Source organism: Bradyrhizobium sp. USDA 4510 (genome assembly GCF_054059095.1).
Map to the genome: position 1 here is coordinate 7,969,542 of NZ_JBSSBT010000001.1, position 21,806 is coordinate 7,991,347.

At 65.1% G+C, this 21,806-nt stretch carries 20 protein-coding genes and 2 tRNA genes; 4 read left to right on the top strand and 18 right to left on the bottom strand.

Annotated features, from left to right (window positions below; all coding sequences use genetic code 11):
* Positions 1 to 61: 61 nt before the first annotated feature.
* Genes folD through ACVMDN_RS37040 form a run of 3 tightly spaced genes read right to left on the bottom strand, consistent with a single transcriptional unit; the run spans position 62 to position 1,595 of the window.
* A complete protein-coding gene (gene folD, locus ACVMDN_RS37030; RefSeq protein WP_076834979.1) occupies positions 62 to 946 on the bottom strand; it encodes a bifunctional methylenetetrahydrofolate dehydrogenase/methenyltetrahydrofolate cyclohydrolase FolD in 885 nt (294 codons plus the stop codon).
* A 1-nt stretch (position 947) separates the two neighbouring features.
* Positions 948 to 1,283, bottom strand: a complete 336-nt coding sequence (locus tag ACVMDN_RS37035) for a DUF167 domain-containing protein (protein ID WP_016847251.1) — start codon at positions 1,281 to 1,283, stop codon at positions 948 to 950.
* A 21-nt stretch (positions 1,284 to 1,304) separates the two neighbouring features.
* Positions 1,305 to 1,595 (bottom strand): YggT family protein, encoded by a 291-nt coding sequence (locus tag ACVMDN_RS37040; RefSeq protein WP_016847252.1) that lies wholly within the window; start codon positions 1,593 to 1,595, stop codon positions 1,305 to 1,307.
* A gap of 297 nt (positions 1,596 to 1,892) precedes the next feature.
* On the opposite strand from ACVMDN_RS37040, the gene ACVMDN_RS37045 reads away from it, so the two are divergent.
* A tRNA-Ala gene (locus tag ACVMDN_RS37045) sits at positions 1,893 to 1,968 on the top strand.
* 110 nt (positions 1,969 to 2,078) lie between these two features.
* Here the strand turns inward: ACVMDN_RS37045 and ACVMDN_RS37050 are convergent.
* The 7 genes from ACVMDN_RS37050 to ACVMDN_RS37080 all read right to left on the bottom strand — a co-directional run bounded on the left by ACVMDN_RS37050 (position 2,079) and on the right by ACVMDN_RS37080 (position 10,043).
* Positions 2,079 to 2,888 (bottom strand): enoyl-CoA hydratase, encoded by an 810-nt coding sequence (locus tag ACVMDN_RS37050; protein ID WP_076834980.1) that lies wholly within the window; start codon positions 2,886 to 2,888, stop codon positions 2,079 to 2,081.
* Between the two features lie 116 nt (positions 2,889 to 3,004).
* The gene (locus tag ACVMDN_RS37055; RefSeq protein ID WP_076834981.1) at positions 3,005 to 3,832 is read right to left on the bottom strand and encodes a glutamine amidotransferase; all 828 of its coding nucleotides are present in this window, start codon (positions 3,830 to 3,832) and stop codon (positions 3,005 to 3,007) included.
* A gap of 142 nt (positions 3,833 to 3,974) precedes the next feature.
* Positions 3,975 to 4,754 carry an SDR family NAD(P)-dependent oxidoreductase gene (locus ACVMDN_RS37060; RefSeq protein WP_076834982.1) on the bottom strand — a complete coding sequence of 260 codons (780 nt, stop codon included), beginning with the start codon at positions 4,752 to 4,754 and terminating at the stop codon, positions 3,975 to 3,977.
* Positions 4,755 to 4,980: 226 nt separating this feature from the next.
* On the bottom strand, positions 4,981 to 5,484 hold the full coding sequence (locus ACVMDN_RS37065; RefSeq protein ID WP_016847256.1) for a tellurite resistance TerB family protein: 504 nt from the start codon (positions 5,482 to 5,484) through the stop codon (positions 4,981 to 4,983).
* A gap of 277 nt (positions 5,485 to 5,761) precedes the next feature.
* Positions 5,762 to 7,171 carry an adenylate/guanylate cyclase domain-containing protein gene (locus ACVMDN_RS37070; protein WP_076834983.1) on the bottom strand — a complete coding sequence of 470 codons (1,410 nt, stop codon included), beginning with the start codon at positions 7,169 to 7,171 and terminating at the stop codon, positions 5,762 to 5,764.
* A gap of 41 nt (positions 7,172 to 7,212) precedes the next feature.
* Positions 7,213 to 8,598, bottom strand: coding sequence for a cytochrome P450 (locus ACVMDN_RS37075; RefSeq protein ID WP_076835005.1), 1,386 nt, complete (start codon positions 8,596 to 8,598; stop codon positions 7,213 to 7,215).
* Between the two features lie 83 nt (positions 8,599 to 8,681).
* Entirely contained in the window at positions 8,682 to 10,043 is a 1,362-nt protein-coding gene (locus tag ACVMDN_RS37080) for a hydrolase (RefSeq protein ID WP_456835845.1), read from the bottom strand.
* 183 nt (positions 10,044 to 10,226) lie between these two features.
* Between ACVMDN_RS37080 and ACVMDN_RS37085 the strand changes: the two genes are divergently transcribed.
* Positions 10,227 to 11,906: an MFS transporter gene (locus tag ACVMDN_RS37085; RefSeq protein ID WP_076834985.1), complete on the top strand. Its 1,680-nt coding sequence runs from the start codon at positions 10,227 to 10,229 to the stop codon at positions 11,904 to 11,906.
* A gap of 137 nt (positions 11,907 to 12,043) precedes the next feature.
* Here the strand turns inward: ACVMDN_RS37085 and ACVMDN_RS37090 are convergent, their stop codons facing one another.
* Positions 12,044 to 12,259, bottom strand: coding sequence for a hypothetical protein (locus ACVMDN_RS37090; protein ID WP_076834986.1), 216 nt, complete (start codon positions 12,257 to 12,259; stop codon positions 12,044 to 12,046).
* A gap of 311 nt (positions 12,260 to 12,570) precedes the next feature.
* Here ACVMDN_RS37090 and ACVMDN_RS37095 point away from each other — a divergent pair, with 311 nt between their 5' ends.
* Positions 12,571 to 13,629: a polysaccharide deacetylase family protein gene (locus ACVMDN_RS37095; RefSeq protein WP_076834987.1), complete on the top strand. Its 1,059-nt coding sequence runs from the start codon at positions 12,571 to 12,573 to the stop codon at positions 13,627 to 13,629.
* A gap of 545 nt (positions 13,630 to 14,174) precedes the next feature.
* On the opposite strand, the gene ACVMDN_RS37100 is transcribed toward ACVMDN_RS37095, so the two are convergent.
* The 4 genes from ACVMDN_RS37100 to ACVMDN_RS37115 all read right to left on the bottom strand — a co-directional run bounded on the left by ACVMDN_RS37100 (position 14,175) and on the right by ACVMDN_RS37115 (position 17,884).
* Positions 14,175 to 14,720 carry a carboxymuconolactone decarboxylase family protein gene (locus tag ACVMDN_RS37100; RefSeq protein ID WP_076834988.1) on the bottom strand — a complete coding sequence of 182 codons (546 nt, stop codon included), beginning with the start codon at positions 14,718 to 14,720 and terminating at the stop codon, positions 14,175 to 14,177.
* Between the two features lie 21 nt (positions 14,721 to 14,741).
* Entirely contained in the window at positions 14,742 to 15,359 is a 618-nt protein-coding gene (locus tag ACVMDN_RS37105; protein WP_141341232.1) for a nitroreductase family protein, read from the bottom strand.
* A gap of 97 nt (positions 15,360 to 15,456) precedes the next feature.
* On the bottom strand, positions 15,457 to 16,374 hold the full coding sequence (locus ACVMDN_RS37110) for an NADP-dependent oxidoreductase (RefSeq protein WP_076834990.1): 918 nt from the start codon (positions 16,372 to 16,374) through the stop codon (positions 15,457 to 15,459).
* 490 nt (positions 16,375 to 16,864) lie between these two features.
* Complete coding sequence (locus ACVMDN_RS37115; RefSeq protein ID WP_076834991.1) at positions 16,865 to 17,884, bottom strand: helix-turn-helix transcriptional regulator; 1,020 nt, start codon at positions 17,882 to 17,884, stop codon at positions 16,865 to 16,867.
* Between the two features lie 352 nt (positions 17,885 to 18,236).
* Between ACVMDN_RS37115 and ACVMDN_RS37120 the strand changes: the two genes are divergently transcribed.
* Complete coding sequence (locus ACVMDN_RS37120) at positions 18,237 to 19,262, top strand: hypothetical protein (protein ID WP_076834992.1); 1,026 nt, start codon at positions 18,237 to 18,239, stop codon at positions 19,260 to 19,262.
* Positions 19,263 to 19,312: 50 nt separating this feature from the next.
* Here the strand turns inward: ACVMDN_RS37120 and ACVMDN_RS37125 are convergent, their stop codons facing one another.
* From ACVMDN_RS37125 to ACVMDN_RS37135, 3 genes are all read right to left on the bottom strand, one after another.
* Positions 19,313 to 19,699, bottom strand: coding sequence for a hypothetical protein (locus tag ACVMDN_RS37125; protein WP_141341231.1), 387 nt, complete (start codon positions 19,697 to 19,699; stop codon positions 19,313 to 19,315).
* Positions 19,700 to 19,831: 132 nt separating this feature from the next.
* Positions 19,832 to 19,907: transfer RNA gene (locus tag ACVMDN_RS37130), tRNA-Thr, on the bottom strand.
* Between the two features lie 109 nt (positions 19,908 to 20,016).
* Positions 20,017 to 21,798, bottom strand: a complete 1,782-nt coding sequence (locus ACVMDN_RS37135; RefSeq protein ID WP_076834994.1) for a heme biosynthesis protein HemY — start codon at positions 21,796 to 21,798, stop codon at positions 20,017 to 20,019.
* Between the last annotated feature and the right edge of the window lie 8 nt (positions 21,799 to 21,806).

A 21,806-nucleotide genomic window follows, 5' to 3' on the forward strand; every position in this document is an offset into this window, starting at 1 on the left:
ATCTCGGAGAGGGGCCCCTCACCCCAACCCTCTCCCCGCAAGAGCGGGGCGAGGGAGCATTTCACACCGCCGGCGCCGCCAAGCCGGCAATCGCACAGGCGGCGCGCAGCGTGTTGACCAGGAGGCACGCCACCGTCATCTGCCCGACGCCGCCGGGCACCGGCGTGATTGCGCCGGCGACATTGAGGGCTTCCTGGAACGCGACATCGCCGACCAGTTTCGGCTTGCCGCCGGGCACCGGAATGCGGTTGATGCCGACATCGATCACCGTCGCGCCCGGCTTCAGCCAGTCGCCCCGCACCATCTCGGGCCGGCCGACCGCGGCATAGACCAGATCGGCCTGGGCGCAGAGCTTTGGCAGATCGCGCGAGCGCGAATGCGCGATCGTCACCGTCGCGTTCTCGTTCAGCAGCAATTGCACCAGCGGACGACCGACCAGATTGGAGCGGCCGATCACGATCGCGTTCATGCCCTCCAGCGAGGCGTGCACGCTCTTGGTCAGGATGATGCAGCCGAGCGGCGTGCAGGGCGACAGCGCCGCCAAGCCCCCGGCGAGCCGGCCGGCATTGTTGGGGTGCAGGCCATCGACGTCCTTGGCCGGATCGATCGCGTTGATGATGGTCTCGGTGTGCAGCGACTTCGGCAGCGGCAGCTGCACCAGGATGCCATGCACCATGGGATCGCGGTTGAGCCGCGCGATCAGCGCCAGCAGATCGGCCTGCGACACATCATCCGGCAGCTTGTGCTCGAACGAGGCCATGCCGGCGGCCTGGGTCTGGGTGTGCTTGCTGCGGACATAGACCTCGCTCGCGGGATCATGGCCGACCAGCACGACGGCGAGCCCCGGCGTGAGCTGGTGGTCGCGCTTGACGCGGGCGACCTCGTCGGCGACGCGGGCGCGAAGCTCGGCGGCGATGGCTTTTCCGTCGATGATGCGGGCAGTCATGTCAGTCCCTTGTCTGCTGGTTCGGCTTGGCCGCCGTCAGCTTCCTCAATGTATCGCCGAGCCCTTTCGGATCGCCGTCCACCGCGACCTGCTTGAGCCGCGAGGTGGCCCCGGACAGCAGCTTAACCCTGGCCTTCGGCACGCCGAGCGCCTTGGCCAGCAGCTCAGTCACCGCACGGTTGGCCTCGCCGCCCTCGGCGATGGCGCGCACCCGCACCTTCACCACCGAACGGCCGTTGGCCAGCGTTTCGATCCCGTCGATGTCGTCGCGGCCGCCGCGCGGCGTCACGCGCAGCGCGATGCTGATGCCCTCGGTGGAATAGCGCCACGGATCCATCAAGGCCCCGTCGAGAAAGGGTCAGATCACGTTGGGATAGATGTAATAGGCGATCACCCGCTGGATGAACATGATGATCAGGATCACGATGATCGGTGAAATATCGAGCCCGCCCAGATTCGGCATCACGTTGCGGATCGGCCGCAGCACCGGCTCGGTGATCCGGTAGAGGAACTCGGCCACCGCGGAAACGAACTGGTTGCGCGTGTTGACCACATTGAAGGCGACCAGCCAGGACAGGATGGCGGAGGCGATCAGCAGCCAGACATAGAGGTCGAGGATGATGATGACGATGTCGAGAACAGCGCGCATATGAGGGGGGCTCGCGGGTAAGACAACCGATTGAGGCGCAACGAGACCGGACTGAGCCGCCATCGCGCTTCTTGTTTGAGCGGGATCGTTTCGGAAAACCGCTATGCGCTGGGCGCTCGCGCGGTCCGCCGGGTCGGGATCACGCCCTAGATATCGGTTCATCCCCCCGCAAACAAGGGAAGTTCCCTGCGGGACGGGCCGAAAACCGCGCCTTCACCGTTCTTGACTTGACCTTGGGCGGGACTGTAAATGGCGCCCGACTGACGGCCGGGATACTCAGCAACACCCGGCCGCGATGGGGCCATAGCTCAGCTGGGAGAGCGCGTCGTTCGCAATGACGAGGTCGGCGGTTCGATCCCGCCTGGCTCCACCACGCTTCGCCCTTCGGGCTACGCGTGGCGCAGCCGCGCAGGAGCCTGGAGGGCGAAGCGTGGTGTCCGGCGAAGCCCAAAGGGCGAAGACGGACTTTGTCCGTTAGCCCCCTCACGTCCCCGTAAACCTTGGCGGCCGCTTCTCCACAAAGCTCGCGACGCCTTCCCTGAAATCATTGCCCTTCAGCGCGATCTGCATCTCGCGGTTGGCATCGATGGTGGCTTCGGCGAGCGTCTGGAACGGCACGTCGTAGATCTGGCGCTTGATCACAGCGATCGCGCTCGGCGAGACGAAATCGGCGAGGTCGCGGGCGTAGGCATAGGTCTCCTCGCGCAGCTTCTCCGGCGAGGAAAGCCGGTTGACGAGGCCGATGCGCAGCGCCTCCTCCGCCGACACCCGCCGCGCCGACATCAACAGATCGAGCGCGTTGGCGTGGCCGACGATGCGCGGCAGCATCCAGCTGATGCCGTGTTCGGCGATCAGGCCGCGCCGCGCGAAGGCGGTGGTGAACACCGCGGTGTCAGCGGCGAAGCGCAAATCGCAATAGAGCGCGTGGACCAGGCCGATGCCGGCGGTGGCGCCGTTGAGCATCGCGATCACGGGCTTCCTGATCGCGGGGTAGTAGGCGTAGCGCGTCTGCCAGTCGGCGCGGCGGTTCATGTCGAACGGGATGTTCTCGCCGCGCCTGACCTCGTTGGGATCGATTCCCTTCAGCGCGTCCATGTCGGCGCCGGCGCAGAAGCCGCGGCCCGCGCCGGTCAGCACGATGACGCGAACGTTGTCGTCGTCGGCCGCCGCCTCCATCGCGTGGCGCACGTCGCGCTCCATGATCGCGGTCCACGCATTCATGCGATCGGGGCGATTGAGCGTGATGGTCGCGATCCTGTCGCTGACCTCATAGAGGATGTGCTCGTAGCTCACGGCGATCTCCCTGTGCCTTGTCGTTATTGATACGCGCGGCGATGCGGCCTGCGCGCGGCGACCGACAGTAGCACATTCACCAGAATGAAAAGCCGGCGCGAAATTCCGCGTGGCGGCTATTCCGCGGCCTGCAGCAGCTGCCGTCGCGGCACGCGCGCGATCCAGCCGTCGATGAAATGCTTCAGCCACGCGCGCTCGGCGGCATCGTGCACAGCACGCTCGGCGAAGTGCAGATGACCCGGTTGTGCGCCCGGCGAATCCATCCGTGCACAACCGCGCGTGGTCCAGCGATGCATCATCGCGTAGGTCACGTCGGGATGGAATTGCAGGCCGAAGGCGTTGCCGAACTGGAACGCCTGCACCGGGAAATCGTCGCCCGCCGCGAGCAGGTCGGCGCCGGCCGGCAATTGAAATCCCTCGCCGTGCCAGTGATAGACCCGCGCCGGCCAGCCCGGGCAGAGCGCGCGGCCCGCCTCGGTCGGCCTGACCGGATAATAGCCGACCTCGACACGGCCTTGCGGATGCGGCGCGACCTCGGCGCCGAGCTGCCGCGCCAGCATCTGCGCGCCGAGGCAGATGCCCAGGAACGGACGCTGCTCGCGCAGCGGAACGGCGATCCAGTCGATCTCGCGCCGCACGTAGTCGTCGCCGTCATTGGCGCTCATCGGACCGCCGAAGATCACCGCGCCGGCATGCGCATCGAGCGTTTCGGGCAGCGCGTCGCCGAAGCGCGGGCGGCGGATGTCGAGGCGGTAGCCCAGCGCGCGCAGGGCGTTGCCGATCCGGCCGGGAGTCGATGTCTCCTGATGCAGCACGATCAGCACCGGCCGCAACGAGACCTGAGCCGAGATCTGATCCAAGACCTGATCTCTGGGCGTGACCGCGGCCGGCCTTCGGCTGGCGAAGGGCACCACGACACGGCTCTGGTCAGTCCGGAACGACATTGCCTCTGCTTAAAGTTTCGGCACGTAAGGCGCGATCATAGCTAAGTGGTCGTTAACATCGTGTGAGTTTGCGCACAGCCAGGCGAAGCAAATCGCGGGCCAGAAACAGCCTTAGCGGCAACGAGTGGGCTTTCCAGGGCAGCTAGCGCTTGCGGAGCTGGAATCCGCCGACCGCCGTCAGGATGAAGTCGCGCGGAAACAGCCGGAGCAGGAACGGCACCAGCTTGATGAAGGTGCCGGGCAGCACCGCGCGCTTGTTGGCCATCAACCCGCGATAGGCCTGACGGGCCACCTCTTCCGGTGAAACGTTGAGGATGGCGGAATCGAATCCAGGGGCAAATCCGGCGCGATCCTGAAACTCCGATGGTACCGGGCCCGGGCAACACACGGTGACACGCACGCCCTGCGGCGCCAGCTCACAGCGCAACGCCTCGGTAAACGACAACACATAGGCCTTGCTGGCGTAGTACACGGCCATGCCGGGGCCTGGCAGAAATCCGGCGATCGAGCCGAGATTGAGGATGCCGCCGCGGTTGCGGATCAGCTGGTCGGCAAAGCGCAGCGTCAGATCGGTCAGCGCGCGGATATTGACATTGATGATGTTGAGCTGCTCGGCGCGGTCGCGCTCGATGGCGCGGCCGAACAGGCCGAAGCCGGCATTATTGACGAGAAATTCGACCTCGACCCCGGCGTCGGTCAGGGCCTGCGCGATCCGGTCGCCCGCATCGGCGTGCTGGAGATCACAGGGGATCACAATCGGCGCTGCGCCGCCCTTGGCCCCGAGTTCGTCGGCGAGCGCCTTCAGGCGGTCGGCGCGCCGCGCCACCAGCGCCACACGGTGACCATTCGATGCAAACACGCGCGCCAGTTCGGTGCCTATGCCCGCCGATGCCCCGGTTATCAGCGTCACACGCTCGGTCACGTTTCAAACTCTTACTGCAAATTCTAGTGAGGTCCCCAACAAGCCGACGAGAGCATAGGCATGCGGTGGGACGCAAGCCGTGTGTAAGCTTGTGGACAGCGGCGAGGTACTGGTTTTGTGGTGAAACGCCAGATTTTCAGTCGGATCGCCCACAATCGCGGCGGACATTAAAATTTCGTCATCCCTGATACCGGTGACGATGCGTCCGCCGGCGCGGGCAATCGCGTCAGATTGCGGCGTCCGCCGTGCCCCAGGGGCCCTTTGGCAGCGCCGCCTGCTTCTCGGCAACCCGATGCTTGAGATCGATGCGGTCGCGCGAGGAAATGCCGAGCAGATCGGCGGCGCGCCAGACCACATTGTCCTCGAACTCGCTGACCTGACCGTCGGCATAGACCAGCTCCCACATCATCTCGACGATGCGCAGGCGTCCCTCCTCGTTCACCGAGCGCATGATCACACTGGTAAAGTGATAGAGATCGACGGCCTCGCCCTCGACGCGCATGGCAGAGGCGATCAGCTTGTCGGCCGCGCCGCGATCGAGTTGGAAACGGCTCTCGATCAGGCCGTGCAGCTTGCGCGTCTCGGCAGGCGTCGGCTCGCCATCCAGCGAGACGACATGCACCAGCAGCGCCGTCGCCGCCAGGCGATAGTCGCCGTCATCGAAGGTGCGGTCGGCCTGGGCGTCGGGGGAAACGATATCGGCAATGAATTGGCGAAGTCCGTCGAGCATCGTTCTCTCTGTGGAATGAAGTCTGCCTGATTTGAGCGCGATCTATCCGGCTATCAAGTTTTTCCGGATCCCGCTCCGTTGAAATCTATATGGCGTGGAAACAGAACCGGTGCAATCCGCGCAGGTTCCCGCTGCGACATTACGTTTCGGCAACATGGATTGAGTCATTCCGGGGCGATGCGAAGCATCGAACCCGGAATCTCGAGATTCCCCGATGCGCAATTGCGCATCTGAGGTCTGGTCCTGACGGACCATCCCGGAATGACGATGTGCTCAACTACGGTATCTCGTACACCACGAGCTTGTCGGCAATGCCACGCAGTGCCGCTTCCTTCTGGATCGGCTTGATCGCGGCGCGATCGAGGATGCCCGCGACCTCAGCCGATTCCATCACCGGCTGGGTCAAATGGATTTCCTGCGACGTCGACAGGCTCTGCACCCTGGCTGCGATATTCACGGTCTGGCCGAAATAATCCTGCCGCTCGTTGAGCGTCACCGCGAGGCACGGCCCCTCATGGATGCCGATCTTGACGATCAGATCTTCCTTGCCGCGCGCGGTGTTGAGCTGCTTCATCGCCGCCCGCATGCGCAGGCCCGCCGACAATGCATGCTCTGGCCGGATGAAGGTCGCCATCACGGCATCGCCGATCGTCTTCACCACGGCGCCGTGCTCGGAAGCGATGATCTCGAGCAGCGCGTGGAAATGCGCGCGCACCAGATCGAACGCGGCGAGATCGCCGACCCGTTCATAGAGCGCAGTCGAGCCTTTGAGGTCGGTGAACAGGAAGGTGAGCGCGGTGATCTTCAGCCGCTGGTCGACCGTGAGGTTGTCGGCCTTGAACACATCACGGAAGGTCTGGTTCGACAGCATCCGCTTCGCGGTGAGGATCGGCTTGCGCTTGCCGAGCAGCTCATGCAGCGCATCGGCCGCTACCCAAACAGCGGGCAGCACGCGGGTGTCGGTCTGGTTGTCCAGCGACAGCCGGAGCGGCCCCGGCCGCAGCACTGTGGTGCCGGTCGGCGCCTGCAGCTTGTTGAACACGATCGAGAATTGCTGGCGCTCGGTGGTCGGCTCGCCCTGCACGTCGAAGAAATGCGCCGAGTGCGTCACCGGCTCGAACACGATCAGGAACTGCTTCGGCAATTGCAGCGACAGCAGCGCCTTTTCGCCGGCCGGCAACTCCAGCGATTCCAGCGTCACCTCCTTGAGCAGGCGCTCCAGCGAGTCTTCGTTGAGCTCGATGCCCGAGCTCCAGAACATCTGGCGGACATATTCCCAGATCGGCAGCGTATTCGGATCATGCGCGCCGATGCGGCGCACGCGCGGGCTGACGGTGAAGGCGACCTCGACCAGATCGTCGACGGACGCTTCGTATCCGGCCGCGCACAGCGCACAATTATAGTCGTCATGGCGCAACGACTTCAGCGTCGAATGCGCATCGAGCACGCCGCCGCAGCCCGGGCACAGCACATTCCAGCTCATGTCGAACAGGCCGAGCCGCGACGCATGCAGGAAACCGGAGATCACCTTCTCCTGGTCGAGCCCGGTGCGGCTCGAGAAATCCAGCAGATTGATACGGTTGAGATCCCGATCATGACCGTCCGCGATCAACTGCTGCATCGCATCGACCACGGCCGGATCGGTCGTCTGCCTGAGGACTGCGAAATGGGCCTGCGTATCGCTCATGGTGAGCCCCTAGATGAGCATTGGGACACCGCCGCGCAAGATCAGCGCGGCTTGATCGTAAACACCGGCGAACGGTTCGGCTGTGTCGTCACCACGCCGATCGGCAGCACCGGATCTTTGTCCGCCAGCGCTACGCGGAATGCGCCGACAATCTTCGCAAGCGCGAGCGTCGCCTCGACCAACGCAAAATGCGCCCCGATGCAGACCCGCGCGCCGACCCCGAACGGCAGATAGGCGAACCGATCGGGCGGCGTTCCCGTCATGAAACGCGACGGCACGAACGCGTTCGGATCGCGCCACAGCTTCTCATGCCGGTGCAACAGCCACGGTGCGATCAGGATTACGTCACCCTTCCTGACCGGACGGCCCGCGATGGTATCGGGACCGCCTGCCGCACGCGCGATCAGGAACGCCGGCGGATAAAGCCGCATGGTTTCGTCGATCACCGCGCGGGTGAATTTCAGCCGCTCGATGTCGAGCGCGCCAGACGTCGCCGCGCTCCCGACTTCTGCCGCCAGCTGTTCCTGGGTCAGGGGATCGAGCGCCAGCAGATAGAGCGCCCAGAACAGCGCGGTCGCAGTCGTCTCGTGGCCGGCCAGGATCATGGTGGCGACCTGGTCGCCGAGTTGGGCATCGGTGAAGGCCTCGCCGGTTTCAGGATCACGCGCGGCGCCCATCAGGTCGAACAGGTCGCGGGCCGGCGCGTTGTCATCCTTGCCGGCCGCACGTCGCTCGGCCATCAGCATGCCGACGAACGCGGTCCAGCGCTTGCGGAAACGGGCGCGGCGGAAATCCTGCGGCGTCGGCCAGTTCAACGGCAGCACCAGATCGAGCATGTGCGGCCGCGCCAGCGTGTTGCCATACTCCATCACGAAATCCCGCAGCGCGGCGCCGTGGCGATCCATGCCGAACGAGAACATGGTGCGGCCGGCGATCTCCAGCGTCATCCGCTGCATCGCCTCGCGCAGATCGACCGGGCCGCCGCTGGCCGACTTCAGCTTGGCGATGGTCTCGTCGACCGCCGCAATCATGTAAGGCACCAGCGTCGTCACCGCGCGCGGCGTGAACGCGGGCGCCAGCGTGCGGCGCTGATGTTTCCACGCCCGCCCTTCGGCGATCAATAGCCCCTCGCCGAGCATCGGACGCAGCACGCGAAGGCCGGCCGGCGTGCGGGTGTAGTTCTCGTAATTGTCGACCAGCACATGGCGGATCGCATCCGGCGTGTTGAGGATAAAGCTCGAGTGGCCGAGAAAACGGCCCTGGACAATGTCGTCCTCATAGGCGCGCTGGCCCCAGGTCTCGATCGGCGAGTTGCGCATCACGCGCATGCGCTGGAACGCGCCCATGTCGTCCGGCGCGCGCGGCGGGGCCGGCGGGACCAGGGGCCGCCGCGTGACCGTGATATCGTAGACCTCGGCTATGCTCATGGTCCTCGCTTCCTGCCTCACGCGACGGCCGATCCGGCCATGCGATCCCGGCGCCAAGAAGGCGCGCGGACCCTCCACCAGACCTAATAAGTCAGCTCGGCGACCGCAATCCGATTTTCCGATGCCGGCCAGGCCCGCATCACGATGCGCTCCCCGTTGAAGATCGCGGCGACCGGACGGCCGACATCGTCCGCGGCCAGCCGCATCGTCGTCACCGAATCGGTCGGCACGCCCGGCTTTACATCGGCCGGCTCCTTGCGGTCGAACAGCACGATATCGCGCGGCAGGCCGAAATAGCCGCGCGGCCGCGACATCAGCACGACCGCGCCTGCGCCGGCATCGGCCGGTCCCAGCGGCCGCGCCGCGCGCAGATGCACGATCTCGGACGAGCGCGGAAACGGCGAGCGATAGATGTGCGTCGTCGCCGTACCAGGTGATGTCAGCACGAATTCGAGCGGCCACGACGGGTCGACCTGCGCCGGACCCCAGCGACCGTCGGCGCCGGTCTGCGAGCTGTGCAGCGGGCCGCCGATGCGCTCGCCGGTCTCCGCCGCGACATGATAGATATCTACCGTGGCCCCCGGCACCGGCCGGTTGGTCGGCACGCCGCCGGGCATGCCTGTGACGAGGCCGCTCAGCCTCACCGCGGTCTCCGGCACGATCTCGATCCGCCACGGCTCGTGCCTTGCGATGAATTTGTAGATCTCGCGAAAGGCCCGCGGATGAAAGGCGGTCTCGCGATGATCGACCGCGCCAAGCACCAGATTGGTCGCGCCTTTCAGCGCCGGGCCGTCCGTCGTGACGTTGGTCGGCGTGCCCGGCTTGCCGGCGAAGCGGCCGTCGGCCTGCGCATATTTATCGAGGCCGTCGCTGCGCAGCGTCAGGAACAGGGTGCCGACAGTCACTTCGCTGTCGCCATCGTTCAGTCCGCGCAGGAACGGACCACGCCCGTTGAACTCGTTGCCGAGCCCGTCGTCCCACGCATACACACCGTGATTGGGCGTGCCGCACAGCACCGCGTGGCTGATGTCGCCGCCGCCACCATTCTTGATGTAATTGCGGATCGCATTGCCGCCGCGCGAACTGCCGACCAGTGCGATCCGTGGCGCACCGGTCTTCTGCTTCAGCTCCCTGATCGCCTCGGCGAGCTCGCGGCGCTGGTCCTCGGTCGAGGAGCGGCTCGCCTGCTCGATCTTGTCGTCGGTGCGTGCCAGCGGATCGGTGAAATTGATCGCGGCCATGCGCTCGCGCGGCACCCCGTTGCATTCCATCCGCCACAGCGTCGTCATCCAGAGCGCGGCGTGATCGCCATTGCCGTGCACGAACAGAATCGGCGGGGTGTCACCGGCGGGCGCCGGTTGAGCCGAGGCCGGGGCGCCGAGGCGGCTGGCCAAGAGGGACAGGGCGCCGGCCCCTTGCAATATTCTCCGCCGCGACAGTGCCATTAGCCCCTTCCCCCGACCTTCCCTTGACCTGCCCTTGGCCTTCCTCAGGTCTTTCAGTGCTTTAGCTGTACCCTATCCCCGCCAAGGATGCCGTAATCGCTGGACAGGACACGCGTTTCGCGGGCATCAGTTGGTGCAGCCGGAATCGTCCAACAAGCCATAGCAGGCCAACCGGAACTGGATATGACCGAACCGCGTGATCGCCCCGACAGTATCACTGCACCGTTGCGGCATTCAATCTTCAGGCGAATCTGGCTCGCGAGCCTGCTCTCCAATCTAGGCATCCTGATCCAGGGCGTCGGCGCGGCCTGGGCGATGACGCAGATGACCTCGGAGGCCGACAAGGTCGCGCTGGTGCAGACCGCCTTGATGTTGCCGGTGATGCTGATCTCGATGCCGGCCGGGGCCATCGCCGACATGCACGACCGCCGCATCGTCGCGCTGGTGTCGCTGGCGATCGCGCTGACCGGCGCCACCAGCCTGACCGTGCTGGCCTGGCTCAATCTGGTAACGCCGAACATCCTGCTCGCGCTGTGCTTCGTCGTCGGCAGCGGCATGGCGCTGTTCGGCCCGGCCTGGCAGTCCTCGGTCAGCGAACAGGTGCCGCCGGAGACGCTGCCCGCGGCGGTCGCGCTGAACGGCATCAGCTACAACATCGCGCGCAGCTTTGGTCCGGCGATCGGCGGCATCGTGGTCGCGTCCGCGGGCGCCGTGGCCGCCTTCGCCGCCAATGCCGTGCTGTATCTGCCGCTGCTCGTCGTGCTGTTCCTGTGGAATCGCGTCAGCGAGCCGTCGCGGCTGCCGCGCGAGCGGCTGAACCGCGCCATCGTCTCCGGGGTGCGCTACATCACCAATTCGCCGTCGATCAAGATCGTGCTGACCCGCACCATGGTGACCGGCATCATCGGCGGCTCGGTCTCGGCGCTGATGCCGCTGGTGGCGCGTGATCTGTTGCATGGCGGCGCGCAGACCTACGGCATCATGCTCGGCGCCTTCGGCATGGGCGCGGTGATCGGCGCGCTCAACATCAGCGAGATCCGCAGCCGGCTCAGCGGCGAAGCCGCCATCCGCGTCTGTGCGTTGACGATGGGCGCGGCGATCGCCGCGGTTGCCGTGAGCAAGCAGCCGGTGATCACCGCCGCCGCGCTGGTGGTTGCCGGAGCGGTGTGGATGCTGGCGATCGCGCTGTTCAATATCGGCGTGCAGCTCTCCGCACCGCGCTGGGTCGCGGGACGTTCGCTGGCGGCCTTCCAGGCCGCGATCGCCGGCGGCATCGCGATCGGCAGCTGGTGCTGGGGCCGCATCACGGACGTCGGCGGCGTCGAGATGGCGCTGTTGATCTCCGCCGGTCTGATGCTGCTGTCGCCGCTGCTCGGCATCTGGCTCAGGATGCCGCCGATCGGCGCGCGCAACGAGGACGCGACGGATGCGCTGGCCGACCCCGAGGTGCGGCTGCAACTGAGCGGGCGCAGCGGCCCGCTGGTGGTCGAGATCGAATACCGGGTGGCCCAGGACAACGCCCGCGCGTTCCACAATGTGATGCAGGACGTGCAGCTCAGCCGCCAGCGCAACGGCGCCTATGGCTGGTCGATCGCCCGCGACATCGCCGATCCCGAATTGTGGACCGAGCGCTATCATTGCCCGACCTGGCTCGATTTCCTGCGCCAGCGCAACCGCGCCACGCAGATCGAGCGCGAACTGCATCAGAAGGCCGCCGACTTCCACATCGGCGCCGAGCCGATCCGCGTGCGCCGGATGCTGGAGCGTCCGTTCGGATCGGTGCGCTGGAAGGACGAGACCCCGGACCGCGCCGCCAAGGAGGTGATCCCGGTGGTCGCGACCGCAGCGGGCAGCAGTACGTAGTCACTCCATTGTCATTCCGGGGCGCGCGAATAGCGCGAACCCGGAATCTGGAGATCATCAGCTCGAGATTCCCCGATGCGCAGTTGCGCATCTGAGGTTCATCGCTCCGCAATGCCCCGGAATGACAGCTGATGGGTCTACTGCCCGTGATCGGCGAGCGTCTGCTGGCAGGCCTTGCTGAGGCGGCTGCGATGCTCCTTCAGGCACGCCAATACGACCTGATCGCCCTCGCCGAGATGGGCGCGGCAGAACCGCGAGGCATCGCGCGAGCAGGCATCGCGCCCCTGCTGCTGCGCCGAGGCGGCCGACGTCAACAGAACCAGCGGAACGACGGCAAGCAGAAATCGGGTCATCTCTCAAAGCCTCTCAAGCGTTTTCGCGCGAAGGGGTGCGGTTCGCGTGAAGACAACGCGTCAAATAAGGAATCCGGAGCCCCGTTCCGATTTCATCGGAGCGGAAACGGCTCCAGGGAATGCGACGCCGGTTCTATAGCGTTTCCGTGCCGCGAAGAAGCTTGAAACCGACTGTGACGGTCATCACGCATGGTAACGCCCGCTTTTTCTTGTCCTTCCGGCGCCTTGTTGGGATCGCGTTAAGACCTTGTTGGCATTAATCGCTCGTTACGGCTGTGGCGTATCCTTAAGTTCCGAGAGAGTGTGTAGCGATGCGTAGTGCGTTGGGCCTGATGCTGGCCAGTGTTGTAACGGCGATCGTGATCGCCGGCGTGTGGTTCTGGACCTCCTCGCCGCGTGCCGACGCGGCTCCTCCGCAAACCACGGCTGCGGCCAAGGCCGATCCGATGCCTGCGGCGGCAAAACAGGCCGCCAGGGACGATGTCGAGACGACCGCCGCGCTGTCGAAGCGCGCCGATGCCACCCAGGCCGCGGCCCCGGCCGCCACTCCTGCCCCGGCGCCGGCGCCGGCCCCCGTCGCGGCCGCGCCCAAATGCGCCAACCCCGACGCGCTCGGCATCAGCCGCACCGTCGTGGTCGACACCAATGGCGGCCCGGGCTTCGGTTTCCTGCAGTACAAGCAGTATGACTTCCTGACCGACAAGGAGGTCGTGCTGACCTTCGACGACGGTCCGTGGCCGACCACGCCGGCCGTGCTCAAGGCGCTGGCTGACGAATGCACCAAGGCGGTGTTCTTCCCGATCGGCCTGCACACCACCTATCACCCGGACATCCTGCGCCAGGTCGCCGCCGCCGGCCACACCATCGGCGCTCATACCTGGTCGCATGCGCATCTCGCCAGCAAGAAGCTGACCGAGCAGCAGGCCAAGGACGAGATCGAGAAGGGTTTTAGCGCGGTCAAGCTGGCGCTGGGCGCGAACCCTGCTCCGTTCTTCCGCTTCCCGGCGCTGGCGCACACCCCGGCGACAACCGCCTATCTCGGCACCCGCAACATCGCGATGTTCTCGGTCGACGTCGACTCCAACGACTTCAAGTCCAAGAGCGCGGACGAGGTGATCAACAACGTGATGACCAAGCTCGACAAGGAGCACAAGGGCATCATCCTGATGCACGACCTGCAGAAGCACACCGCGCAGGCGCTGCCGACGCTGCTCCGCAAGCTCAAGGCCGGCGGCTACAAGGTGGTCTGGATGAAGGCCAAGACCCAGCTCGAGACGCTGCCCGAATACGACGCGATGATGGCGAAGACCGAGAAGCCGATCGCAACGGGCCGGCCGATCGGCAACGTCGTGCAGACGGTCGCCGAGTAACCCCGCGAACGCACTCTCAACGCAAAGCGCCCCTGGACCCGATCCAGGGGCGCTTCGCTTTCTGATCGCAGCCACCCTCTGCTGATCCGACACGGCCGGACGACGTTGAACGCCCGTGCGCCTTCGAGAGTGGCACCATCGCGCCCGGTGGCTGCGGCTCAACCAAAATATCGAAAACAACCCCATGCAAAGGAGCTGGCGGATGCCGTCTCCAGACTGACCGTTTGAGGGCTGGTGCGCCGCACCAGGTGAAGATGAGAACTATCTTTACTCCATAGCCCTCTGGAGCCCTCCTTTTGCAAGACGGCGAAGGCTTGAGGCCCTCGACGCAGCATCTACCGGCTTGTTTCCATTCGTGGTTCGGATCGGGAGCACCGGAACGTTGACCGGGTTGCTCGATGGTGCCGGCCAGGCGCATCCTCACCTTCGCCCCGGCGCGGGCGCAGCGGGCGTTCGGATCGGCCGAGATGTATTGTCCCGTCTCACGCTCCCATCACATGAAACCTCCAACCATCTTCGGAAACGCTGATGCGATCGGATAGAGTTCAGATCGAGCCAGCTGGCGCAACGGCAGGAAAATCCTGCTCGGGATCGAACGCGTTATTGAAAAAGTTCGTCAGGGAGTACATGGCCACTAGCGCGACGATCTCCATGACGTTCGCATCTGTGTAGCCAGCGTCCCGGACGGCTTTCATATCGGCGTCACCGACCTTGCCGCGGGTTGTGATGACTTTGCGCGCAAACTGGAGAGCGGCGTCCCGCTTCGGATCACTGGCATGACCCTTCCGAGCGAGAATGATTTCGTTAGCCGGCAGCTTGGCCATATGCTCGGCCGTAAAGCTGTGAACCGTCAGGCAGTAGTTGCACCCATTCACTTCGGAGACAGCGAGGCCGATGCTGTCACGTGTCTTCACGTCAAGCGCCTTGCTCAAAGAGCTGAGCAGTGTAGCCCATGCGTTGAACGCGATCGGGCTCAGCGCGAAGGTCGTCATCATATTCGGAGTGAACCCGATGTTCCTGGTGAATCCATCGAGAGTCGGTTTCGAAGCTGCCGGCACCTGAGCCGGTGTTGGCAATGCATTTCGAGCCATCAGTAATCTCCGTAGATCGTATTATACCAGGTCCAGCACATCGGCCACCGGACGGCGCGGCTTCTGCGCCCAGTTTCCCGGACGCTCCGGCCCCACGGCCAACAGCAGGACCGGCACTTCGTCCTTCGCCAATCCGAACTCGCGGTGCACCGGTTCGGCGTCGAAACCGATCATCGGCGTCGAACCCAGGCCTAGCGAGCGGGCCGCATAGATGATCGCTGCCGCGCCGAAGGAGGCGGTTCGTAGCGCTTCATCGCGCTGGCGTTGTGGGTACTCCATGTACAGATTGCGCGCCGGGATCTCCCATTCCGGCACCATCTTCGCCGGCATGACGCCCGATTCCACCAGCGGCGCCAGGCGCTCTGGTATTACGCTGGAATCGGCCAACTTGCCGCAGACGATGAAGGTAACGGCTGCGTCGGTGATCGTGGGTTGATTCCAAGCGATCGGACTCAGCCGGGCTTTGGCTTCAGGCGTGCGCACGGCGATGAAGCGCCAGTTCTGCATGTGGAAGGATGTCGGTGCGGCGGTGCCGATTCGCACGAGCTCTCGGATCTGGTCGTCGCTCAGGGTGGCGGCAGGGTCGTAATACTTGGTGGAGCTGCGGCTCAGGATACATTCGATAACAGCATTGGTCATGGTTGGTCCTATAAGTGAAGGGATAGGTTGAGGCGCGAGAGTGCTTTCGCTCTCTTTGAGAGCGGGCCGGCCGCATTCATCGATAGGCGCGCGCCGCTCACGGACGAGCGCGAATGATCGTCTTCCCGCTGATCCGCTCGGTCGGGTTGAAGGCGGCAACGGCATCGTCGAGGGCAGCCACGTTGCCGATGTTTGTCCGCACACGTCCGTCACGCGCCCGCCGGACAATCTCACTCAGTTGGGCGCGATCGGGTTCGACGACGAAGTCTATCGTCCGGCCGTCAGCGGGCCGTGCCTCAGTCGGACCGGCGATGGTCACGAGCGTTCCTCCGGCTCGAATCAGGCGCGCGGACCGCTTCGCGATGTCGCCGCCAAGCACATCGAACACCAGATCGACTCCGCCGACATCTTCCAGAGTGTCGTTGTCGAGGTCGACGAACTCCTGTGCGCCGAAGTCGAGAGCCGTCTGACGGCCGGCAGCGCGTCCGGTACCGATGACGTAAGCACCGGCCTCACGTGCGAGCTGGGTTGCCATCGAACCGACGACGCCGGCGGCACCGTGCACGAGGACGCTCTGCCCCGCCCGAAGCCGGCCGTGATCGAATAGCCCCTGCCACGCGGTAAGGCCTGGCATCACGAGGGCCGCGCCCACCGTGAAATCGACATCGCCCGGCAGCGGCGCGAGGTTGCGCGCCTCGATGGCCACATATTCCGCCAAGGTGCCGTCGCGATACCAGTCCGCGAGACCGAATACCCGCTGTCCCACCGACAGCCCCGCCGTGCCATAGCCGAGGGCGGTGACCACTCCAGCCAACTCGTGGCCAGGGATCGACGGTGTTCGGTCACGCTCGCGGCGATCGGTCCAAGTCGGGGGCCACGTCAGCTCATCCCGGGTGAATCCCGCCGCATGAATCTCAACGACGACGTCGTTTATCGCGGCCTGCGGCTCGGGCCGCTCCACCAGCTTCATTCCGGCCGTTCCCGCCGCTTGGTCCGTCACAACGATTGCCTTCATCGTGCACCTGCCTGAGTGTGGCAGCTCATCATCTTCCGAACTCCTTTTCAGACGAACGAAAACCGGAAGGCGAAACTCGATGGCTCCATGACCTTGGATATTGAATCGATGCCATCGACGCGGCGCATTTCCTAAAGCCACGTTGCCACTGGTCCCGGCGCGATGAAACCCGCGACGGGCGTTCCTGGACGCGCGGACACGCATTCTGGACTCCAGAGCTCGCCAACGCCGAGGATCAGTGCGCCGAGTGTGCGCGAATCTGGCTAGGGAACGGGAAAGAGCCCGGTTGGGGCGCAGCGTCGGGTATGCACGAGCCCACGCGGCTTGCTTTCGGCCTTTGCTGTTTCCAGTTTTTTCTTCGGTCGGGCAGCGAGTTCAGCCAACGCTGATAGCCCGACGAACAGTTTCAATCGATGAGCGGAGTCGCTATTGGCACGCCCATCCAGATCGCACACTTGACGGGAGAGGTGCCTCGGAGGCGGTACTTGGCTCAAGTGCCCTTATCACTCCCAGCGTTCTTCACGCGCAGCCGGTACTCGCTAGGATCAACGTTGTAGGCTTTGCGGAATGCTCGCACGAAACTTGACCGGCTTTCGTAGCCGGCGTTGTAGGCCACAACATCGACCGGGGCTGATGTCGTCGTGAGATCGAGCGCCGCCTGCCGCATCCTGAGATCCCGAAGGATGGCCATCGGCGAACGGCCAAAGATCTCCGAGAACTTCGCCATGAATGCCGACCGGCTCAGACCCGCGCTATGCGCAAGGCTCTGAACCGTGTGAGCGGCCCCCGGCCGCGCCACCATATCGCCGAATGCACGCGTGATCTGCCGATCCGCGAGAATCGAAAACCGATCAGTCCAGCTGCGGGAGGACTTCATCGACCGCCTCACCAGAGCGATGATGACCTGCTTTAGCAGGGACGCCGTCATGGCGCCCATACCGATTTCCTGCACGCAAAGCTCCCCGACCGCTTCGCGAAGCTTCAGGTCGATCTTGTCCGTCGGCTCGAACTTCTCGATCACGGGCTCGCGCAATTCGCGAAACAACCCGACGGATTGTCCGAAGGATGCGTTGAAGAAGCCGCAGATCTGGATGATCTCGGGCTGCTCGGTCGGTGTTGCGATACGCAACACGCTGTCATGCTGCTTCCAGCAATCGCGGGAGATGAGCCTCTTCGGGCCGCTGGTTCCGTCGACTTCGATTACGAACGGGGTGCTCGGAGGCTTGATGATGAGGAGATGGGGTTCGAGCGACATCCAAGGCCCATCGCCGATCGAAATTCGTCCCCTACCACTAATGGTGTAATGGACCGCCGGTGCATCGATCGTCCCCATCTCGGCGCGATGGCCTGATGGAATCAGCATTTCGGTGAGCGCGACGACATCGATCTCAAGTGCCCGCATGAGGTTGTTGAGATCGGCGGTGGCGAGCTTCGAGGCAGAGACGGCGATCCGCGAATCTGGCCGCTCGCCCTGTCCGCTTCCGGCCCGCGATTTGGCCGTGTTTTGCATGGCAACCTGCTTACAAGATCAACCCGTGAATCCGCTAGGCGAATCTGCCTTCATCCTGGAACTGGATTTTAGGGCACGCTGAAAAGAGCCTTGGCGTGGTCCAGTCGGATTGTTGGAACTTGGTCCTATCGGTGGACCCGTATCGCTGTAGTTTTTGAACCTTGAAACAGGGTCTCGGCGCAACGCCGCGCTCGTACACACCAGCATCCACAGCACCAGCCTGTGTGCCGCGCCTTCGACGATGACTCGGGAATAGATTCGTCGGTCTGGCCCTCTCTTGCACGATGCCCGAACCCTGGAGAGTTTTGTGAGTGCATTCGAACAAGGTCGCGTACGGTCGGGCGACGATGGCTTGGCGAATACGGCCGCCGAAAAGCTGCGTTCGATGATCCCGGCGGCTGGAGCGATGGCCTATCCGTTCCTGCTCGATGCATTTCACCTCGCGGTCTCTCCCGCTGCTGGTCCGATGTCGTTTGGGCGACTGGCCCTGGCGGCGCTTTGCCTGTTGGCCGCGACCGCCGCGCCCTTGCTGGCTCTGGCTTGCGCTCATTGGATGACCAAGGCCGCACCGTCATCGTTCGCGCTGCGCACCCGGCGCCTCGCCTACCTCGGCATCGCCGCGCCGCCCTTGTTCGTGCTAACCGGCGTCGGTCTCGGCCTGCTGCACATCCCTGTCAGTGACGAGATTGTCTGGGTCGCGGGTTGGCTCGTCGCGTGCCTCTATGTGCTTTTCGGCGGCGAGCAGGCGCAACGTGCGGCACCATCAGCCGCGATTGCGCCCTCTATCGCCAAATGGCGCGTGACACATGGCGTCGCCGCAGCGATCATCCTTTTCTACGTCGCATTCCATCTCACCAATCATCTGCTGGGTTGGCTCGGACCTGATGTTCATGCCGCCGTGATGAAGGCGGGGCGCACCGTCTATCGGTCGTCCGTGGTGGAGCCCATCCTCGTCGTATTGATGCTGTTCCAGGTCGCCGTCGGGATGCGGCTCGCCTGGCGCTGGAGCCCGGCGCCTGCGGATGCATACCGCGTGTTTCAGATCGGCTCCGGCGTCTACCTCGCGGCGTTCATCGTGACCCATCTGAATTCCGCATTGGTCTCGGCGCGCGCCGTGCACCACATCGACACCAACTGGGCCTGGGCGTCGGGCGCACCGACCGGCCTGATCCACGACGCCTGGAGCATTCGCCTGGTGCCGCACTACGCGCTCGGCGTCTTCTTCGTCCTCGCGCATCTCACGTCGGGATTACGCGGCGTTCTGATCGCGCACGGCGTTGCCACGGCGGTTGCCAACCGGATCTGGGCAACCGGGCTCGCGATAGGCGGGCTGGTCGCGATCGCGATCATGAGCGGATTGTGTGGGGTGCGGATCTAGGCTTCAGCGGGCGGCCCGAGCGAGCCCGGTTGAGAAGAACATCGATGCCGTCAAGCTGAGGTTGACTTGCTGCGGTCACGCCAAAGCGCAAAGATCGCTGTTGCGAGCTTGTTCGGCCGATCAGGCCTCGCATAGCTGACCACCGGCTTGCTGGAATGATTTTCCATCAGCTCCCCTAGTATCTCGTAGTCAAGTTCGAGACCGAACTTTTCGTACGGTATGGATTCGGACTCAGCTCCCCCCGCAACATAAACGATATCGACTCGCGCCATGTCTTTCGCGATCGCCGCGGCTTCCTGCAAGGTGTCGCAGCCGTACGATTTGTATTCCCAGGAAGGATCGCTGAAGTGAAGTACCTTGCGGGTGCTTTCATCGAGCTTGCCGCGCTCTTCTTCAGAGAGCCCTATGATTATCACGTGGGCGATTTTCGGAAGCATCTGCCCAACCCCTTGAAATAGCGCCTCTAGAACTTGGTCTACCGGCGCGAGCGAGGGGTTCGACGCTCTGAGCAAGTCGTATCCGGGCGCCTTGATGCGCGCTGGGAGCAAGCTTCACTTCTGGCTGGGAAATGGTGCCGCAAGAGGGACTCGAACCCCCGACCCCGTCATTACGAATGACGTGCTCTACCAACTGAGCTATTGCGGCGAACCGTTCGGCAACGGCCGGATCACGCGGCCACCTGATATCGGGCATGACCCCGATTGGCAAGGACAACGCGGGTATCGAACCATACAGCCGTTAACCTAACCCCGAATTAGCTTCCCAAACGTGACAGAAATCCGCGCCAACCGCCCACCTGGGCCTTGGGCGGGCCGATTTGTTCCGCAAATTCGTCGACCGGACCGTCCTCGTCGACCCCGGGGTCATCAGGGGCCCGGATGATCGGGATTACGGCCGGAATGGGCGCCGGTGCGGCCTTGGGCAGGTCGGTCCGGGACCGGAACAAGGGGGCCGGCGCCGGGGGCGCCGATTCGGCGGCTGGAGGGGGAGCCGGTTCCGGCGCGGCGGGTTCGGCCGAGGCCGGGGCGGGCCCGGCCTCGATGGCCGCCGGCAGCGGGGCGTTATCCTGCACCGTCGGCGCGGCCGGCTCCAAGGGGTTGAGCTCGACTGGCTTCGCCTCGACCTGCTTCACCTCGACCGGCTCGGCCGGCTTGGCGTCCGCCGGCTCGCTGGCGACTTCCTTTGGCGGCTCGACCCGGCGCGGCGCCAGCATCGCCTCCTCGAAGGGCGACGGCTCGATGGCATGGCCCTTGTCGGACGGCAGCGCCGCCACCGGGGTCTGCCACTGGAAGGCGTCGAGCCGGCCGGTGACCGGCGAGACCGGACGCCAGCGGTCCGAGACATAACCGTCGGCGGTCCAGACCGGATCGTGCAGCGCGCGCACGGCGCGCAGGGTCCAGGCCCGCGCCCGGCCGCTGTCGCCATGCTCGGTGCGCTCGATCTCGGCCATCAACAGCGCGACGCGTTGCGTCGGCGCCGCGACAAACGGCTCCAGCGCCGCGCGCGCCCTGGCGAACTCGGCGGCGTCGATCGCGGCGCGCGCGATCGCCAGCGCGCCCTCGATATGTCCAGGCGTTTTCGCCGCCAGCGTCTCGACCCGCACCAGGCGCTGGCGCGCGGAATCGCCGAGCCGCACATGCGAATAGGCGTCGGCGAGATCGGGATGCGGCTGCGCCAGCCACGCGGTCTCGACGATGCGCATCGCGCGGCGCACCTGATGCGCCTCGCTCTCGAACTTCGCCGCGAGCACGGCGGCCGGGATCAGCGTCGGCGCCAGCTTGACCGCCTCCATCGCGCTCGCGCGCGACAGGTCGCGATCGACGGTCTCGAACTCCAGCGCACGCGCCGTCAGCAGCACGCCGCGCTGCCGCCGATAGGTCGCCTTGTCGATCAATCCGGCACTCTGGTTGTTGTCGATGATCGACAGCGCGCCGGCCCAATCGCCCTTGGCGCAGCAGAAGCCGAGCACCGCATGCGAGGCCCATGACGACGACGGCGACATCTTCAGCGCTTCCTCGGCGATCATCACGGCCGCCACCGGATCGTCGGCGCGCTGCGCCTCGATGAACAGACCGCGCAATCCAAGCAGCCGCGTGTCCTCGCGCTCGGCCATGGCACGGAAGGCGCGCTGCGCGCCGTCGCGGTCGCCGTCGAGCTGCGCCGATTGCGCGTGCAGCAGCAGTGCCAGCGGATCGCCTCCGGCGTGGCGCCGCGCCACTTCGGCATGCGCGCGCGCCGCCGAAGAATCGCCATGCCCGATCGCAAGCAGGCCTTGCGTGATGGCGTGGCGGCCGCGGGCGTGACGCCGCTCGCGCCGGCCACGGCGAATGTGCGAGGGAATCTTCCAGAGCCCGCGCAGGATCACGCCGGCGACCATCGCGACGACGACGACGAGGCCGAGCAGATACATCGGCTGCTTGGACGTGAAGCGCAAGCCGCCCCAGTTCAGCACGAGATCGCCGGGCTGATCGGCCAACCAGGCCGCACCCGCTGCAGCGAGCGCGATCAGCAGCAGGAACAGAATGATCCGGATCATCAAAGACC

Bases quoted from the DNA above. Each gene is read 5' to 3' on its own strand.
- ACVMDN_RS37095 (WP_076834987.1), top strand. From the start codon at position 12,571: ATGCGTAGTGCGTTGGGCCTGATGCTGGCCAGTGTTGTAACGGCGATC.
- ACVMDN_RS37085 (WP_076834985.1), top strand. From the start codon at position 10,227: ATGACCGAACCGCGTGATCGCCCCGACAGTATCACTGCACCGTTGCGG.
- ACVMDN_RS37035 (WP_016847251.1), bottom strand. From the start codon at position 1,283: ATGGATCCGTGGCGCTATTCCACCGAGGGCATCAGCATCGCGCTGCGC.
- ACVMDN_RS37080 (WP_456835845.1), bottom strand. From the start codon at position 10,043: ATGGCACTGTCGCGGCGGAGAATATTGCAAGGGGCCGGCGCCCTGTCC.
- ACVMDN_RS37100 (WP_076834988.1), bottom strand. From the start codon at position 14,720: ATGGCTCGAAATGCATTGCCAACACCGGCTCAGGTGCCGGCAGCTTCG.
- ACVMDN_RS37070 (WP_076834983.1), bottom strand. From the start codon at position 7,171: ATGAGCGATACGCAGGCCCATTTCGCAGTCCTCAGGCAGACGACCGAT.
- ACVMDN_RS37040 (WP_016847252.1), bottom strand. From the start codon at position 1,595: ATGCGCGCTGTTCTCGACATCGTCATCATCATCCTCGACCTCTATGTC.
- ACVMDN_RS37135 (WP_076834994.1), bottom strand. From the start codon at position 21,798: ATGATCCGGATCATTCTGTTCCTGCTGCTGATCGCGCTCGCTGCAGCG.
- ACVMDN_RS37110 (WP_076834990.1), bottom strand. From the start codon at position 16,374: ATGAAGGCAATCGTTGTGACGGACCAAGCGGCGGGAACGGCCGGAATG.
- ACVMDN_RS37055 (WP_076834981.1), bottom strand. From the start codon at position 3,832: ATGTCGTTCCGGACTGACCAGAGCCGTGTCGTGGTGCCCTTCGCCAGC.
- ACVMDN_RS37090 (WP_076834986.1), bottom strand. From the start codon at position 12,259: ATGACCCGATTTCTGCTTGCCGTCGTTCCGCTGGTTCTGTTGACGTCG.
- ACVMDN_RS37125 (WP_141341231.1), bottom strand. From the start codon at position 19,699: ATGCTTCCGAAAATCGCCCACGTGATAATCATAGGGCTCTCTGAAGAA.
- folD (WP_076834979.1), bottom strand. From the start codon at position 946: ATGACTGCCCGCATCATCGACGGAAAAGCCATCGCCGCCGAGCTTCGC.
- ACVMDN_RS37105 (WP_141341232.1), bottom strand. From the start codon at position 15,359: ATGACCAATGCTGTTATCGAATGTATCCTGAGCCGCAGCTCCACCAAG.
- ACVMDN_RS37065 (WP_016847256.1), bottom strand. From the start codon at position 5,484: ATGCTCGACGGACTTCGCCAATTCATTGCCGATATCGTTTCCCCCGAC.
- ACVMDN_RS37115 (WP_076834991.1), bottom strand. From the start codon at position 17,884: ATGCAAAACACGGCCAAATCGCGGGCCGGAAGCGGACAGGGCGAGCGG.
- ACVMDN_RS37075 (WP_076835005.1), bottom strand. From the start codon at position 8,598: ATGAGCATAGCCGAGGTCTACGATATCACGGTCACGCGGCGGCCCCTG.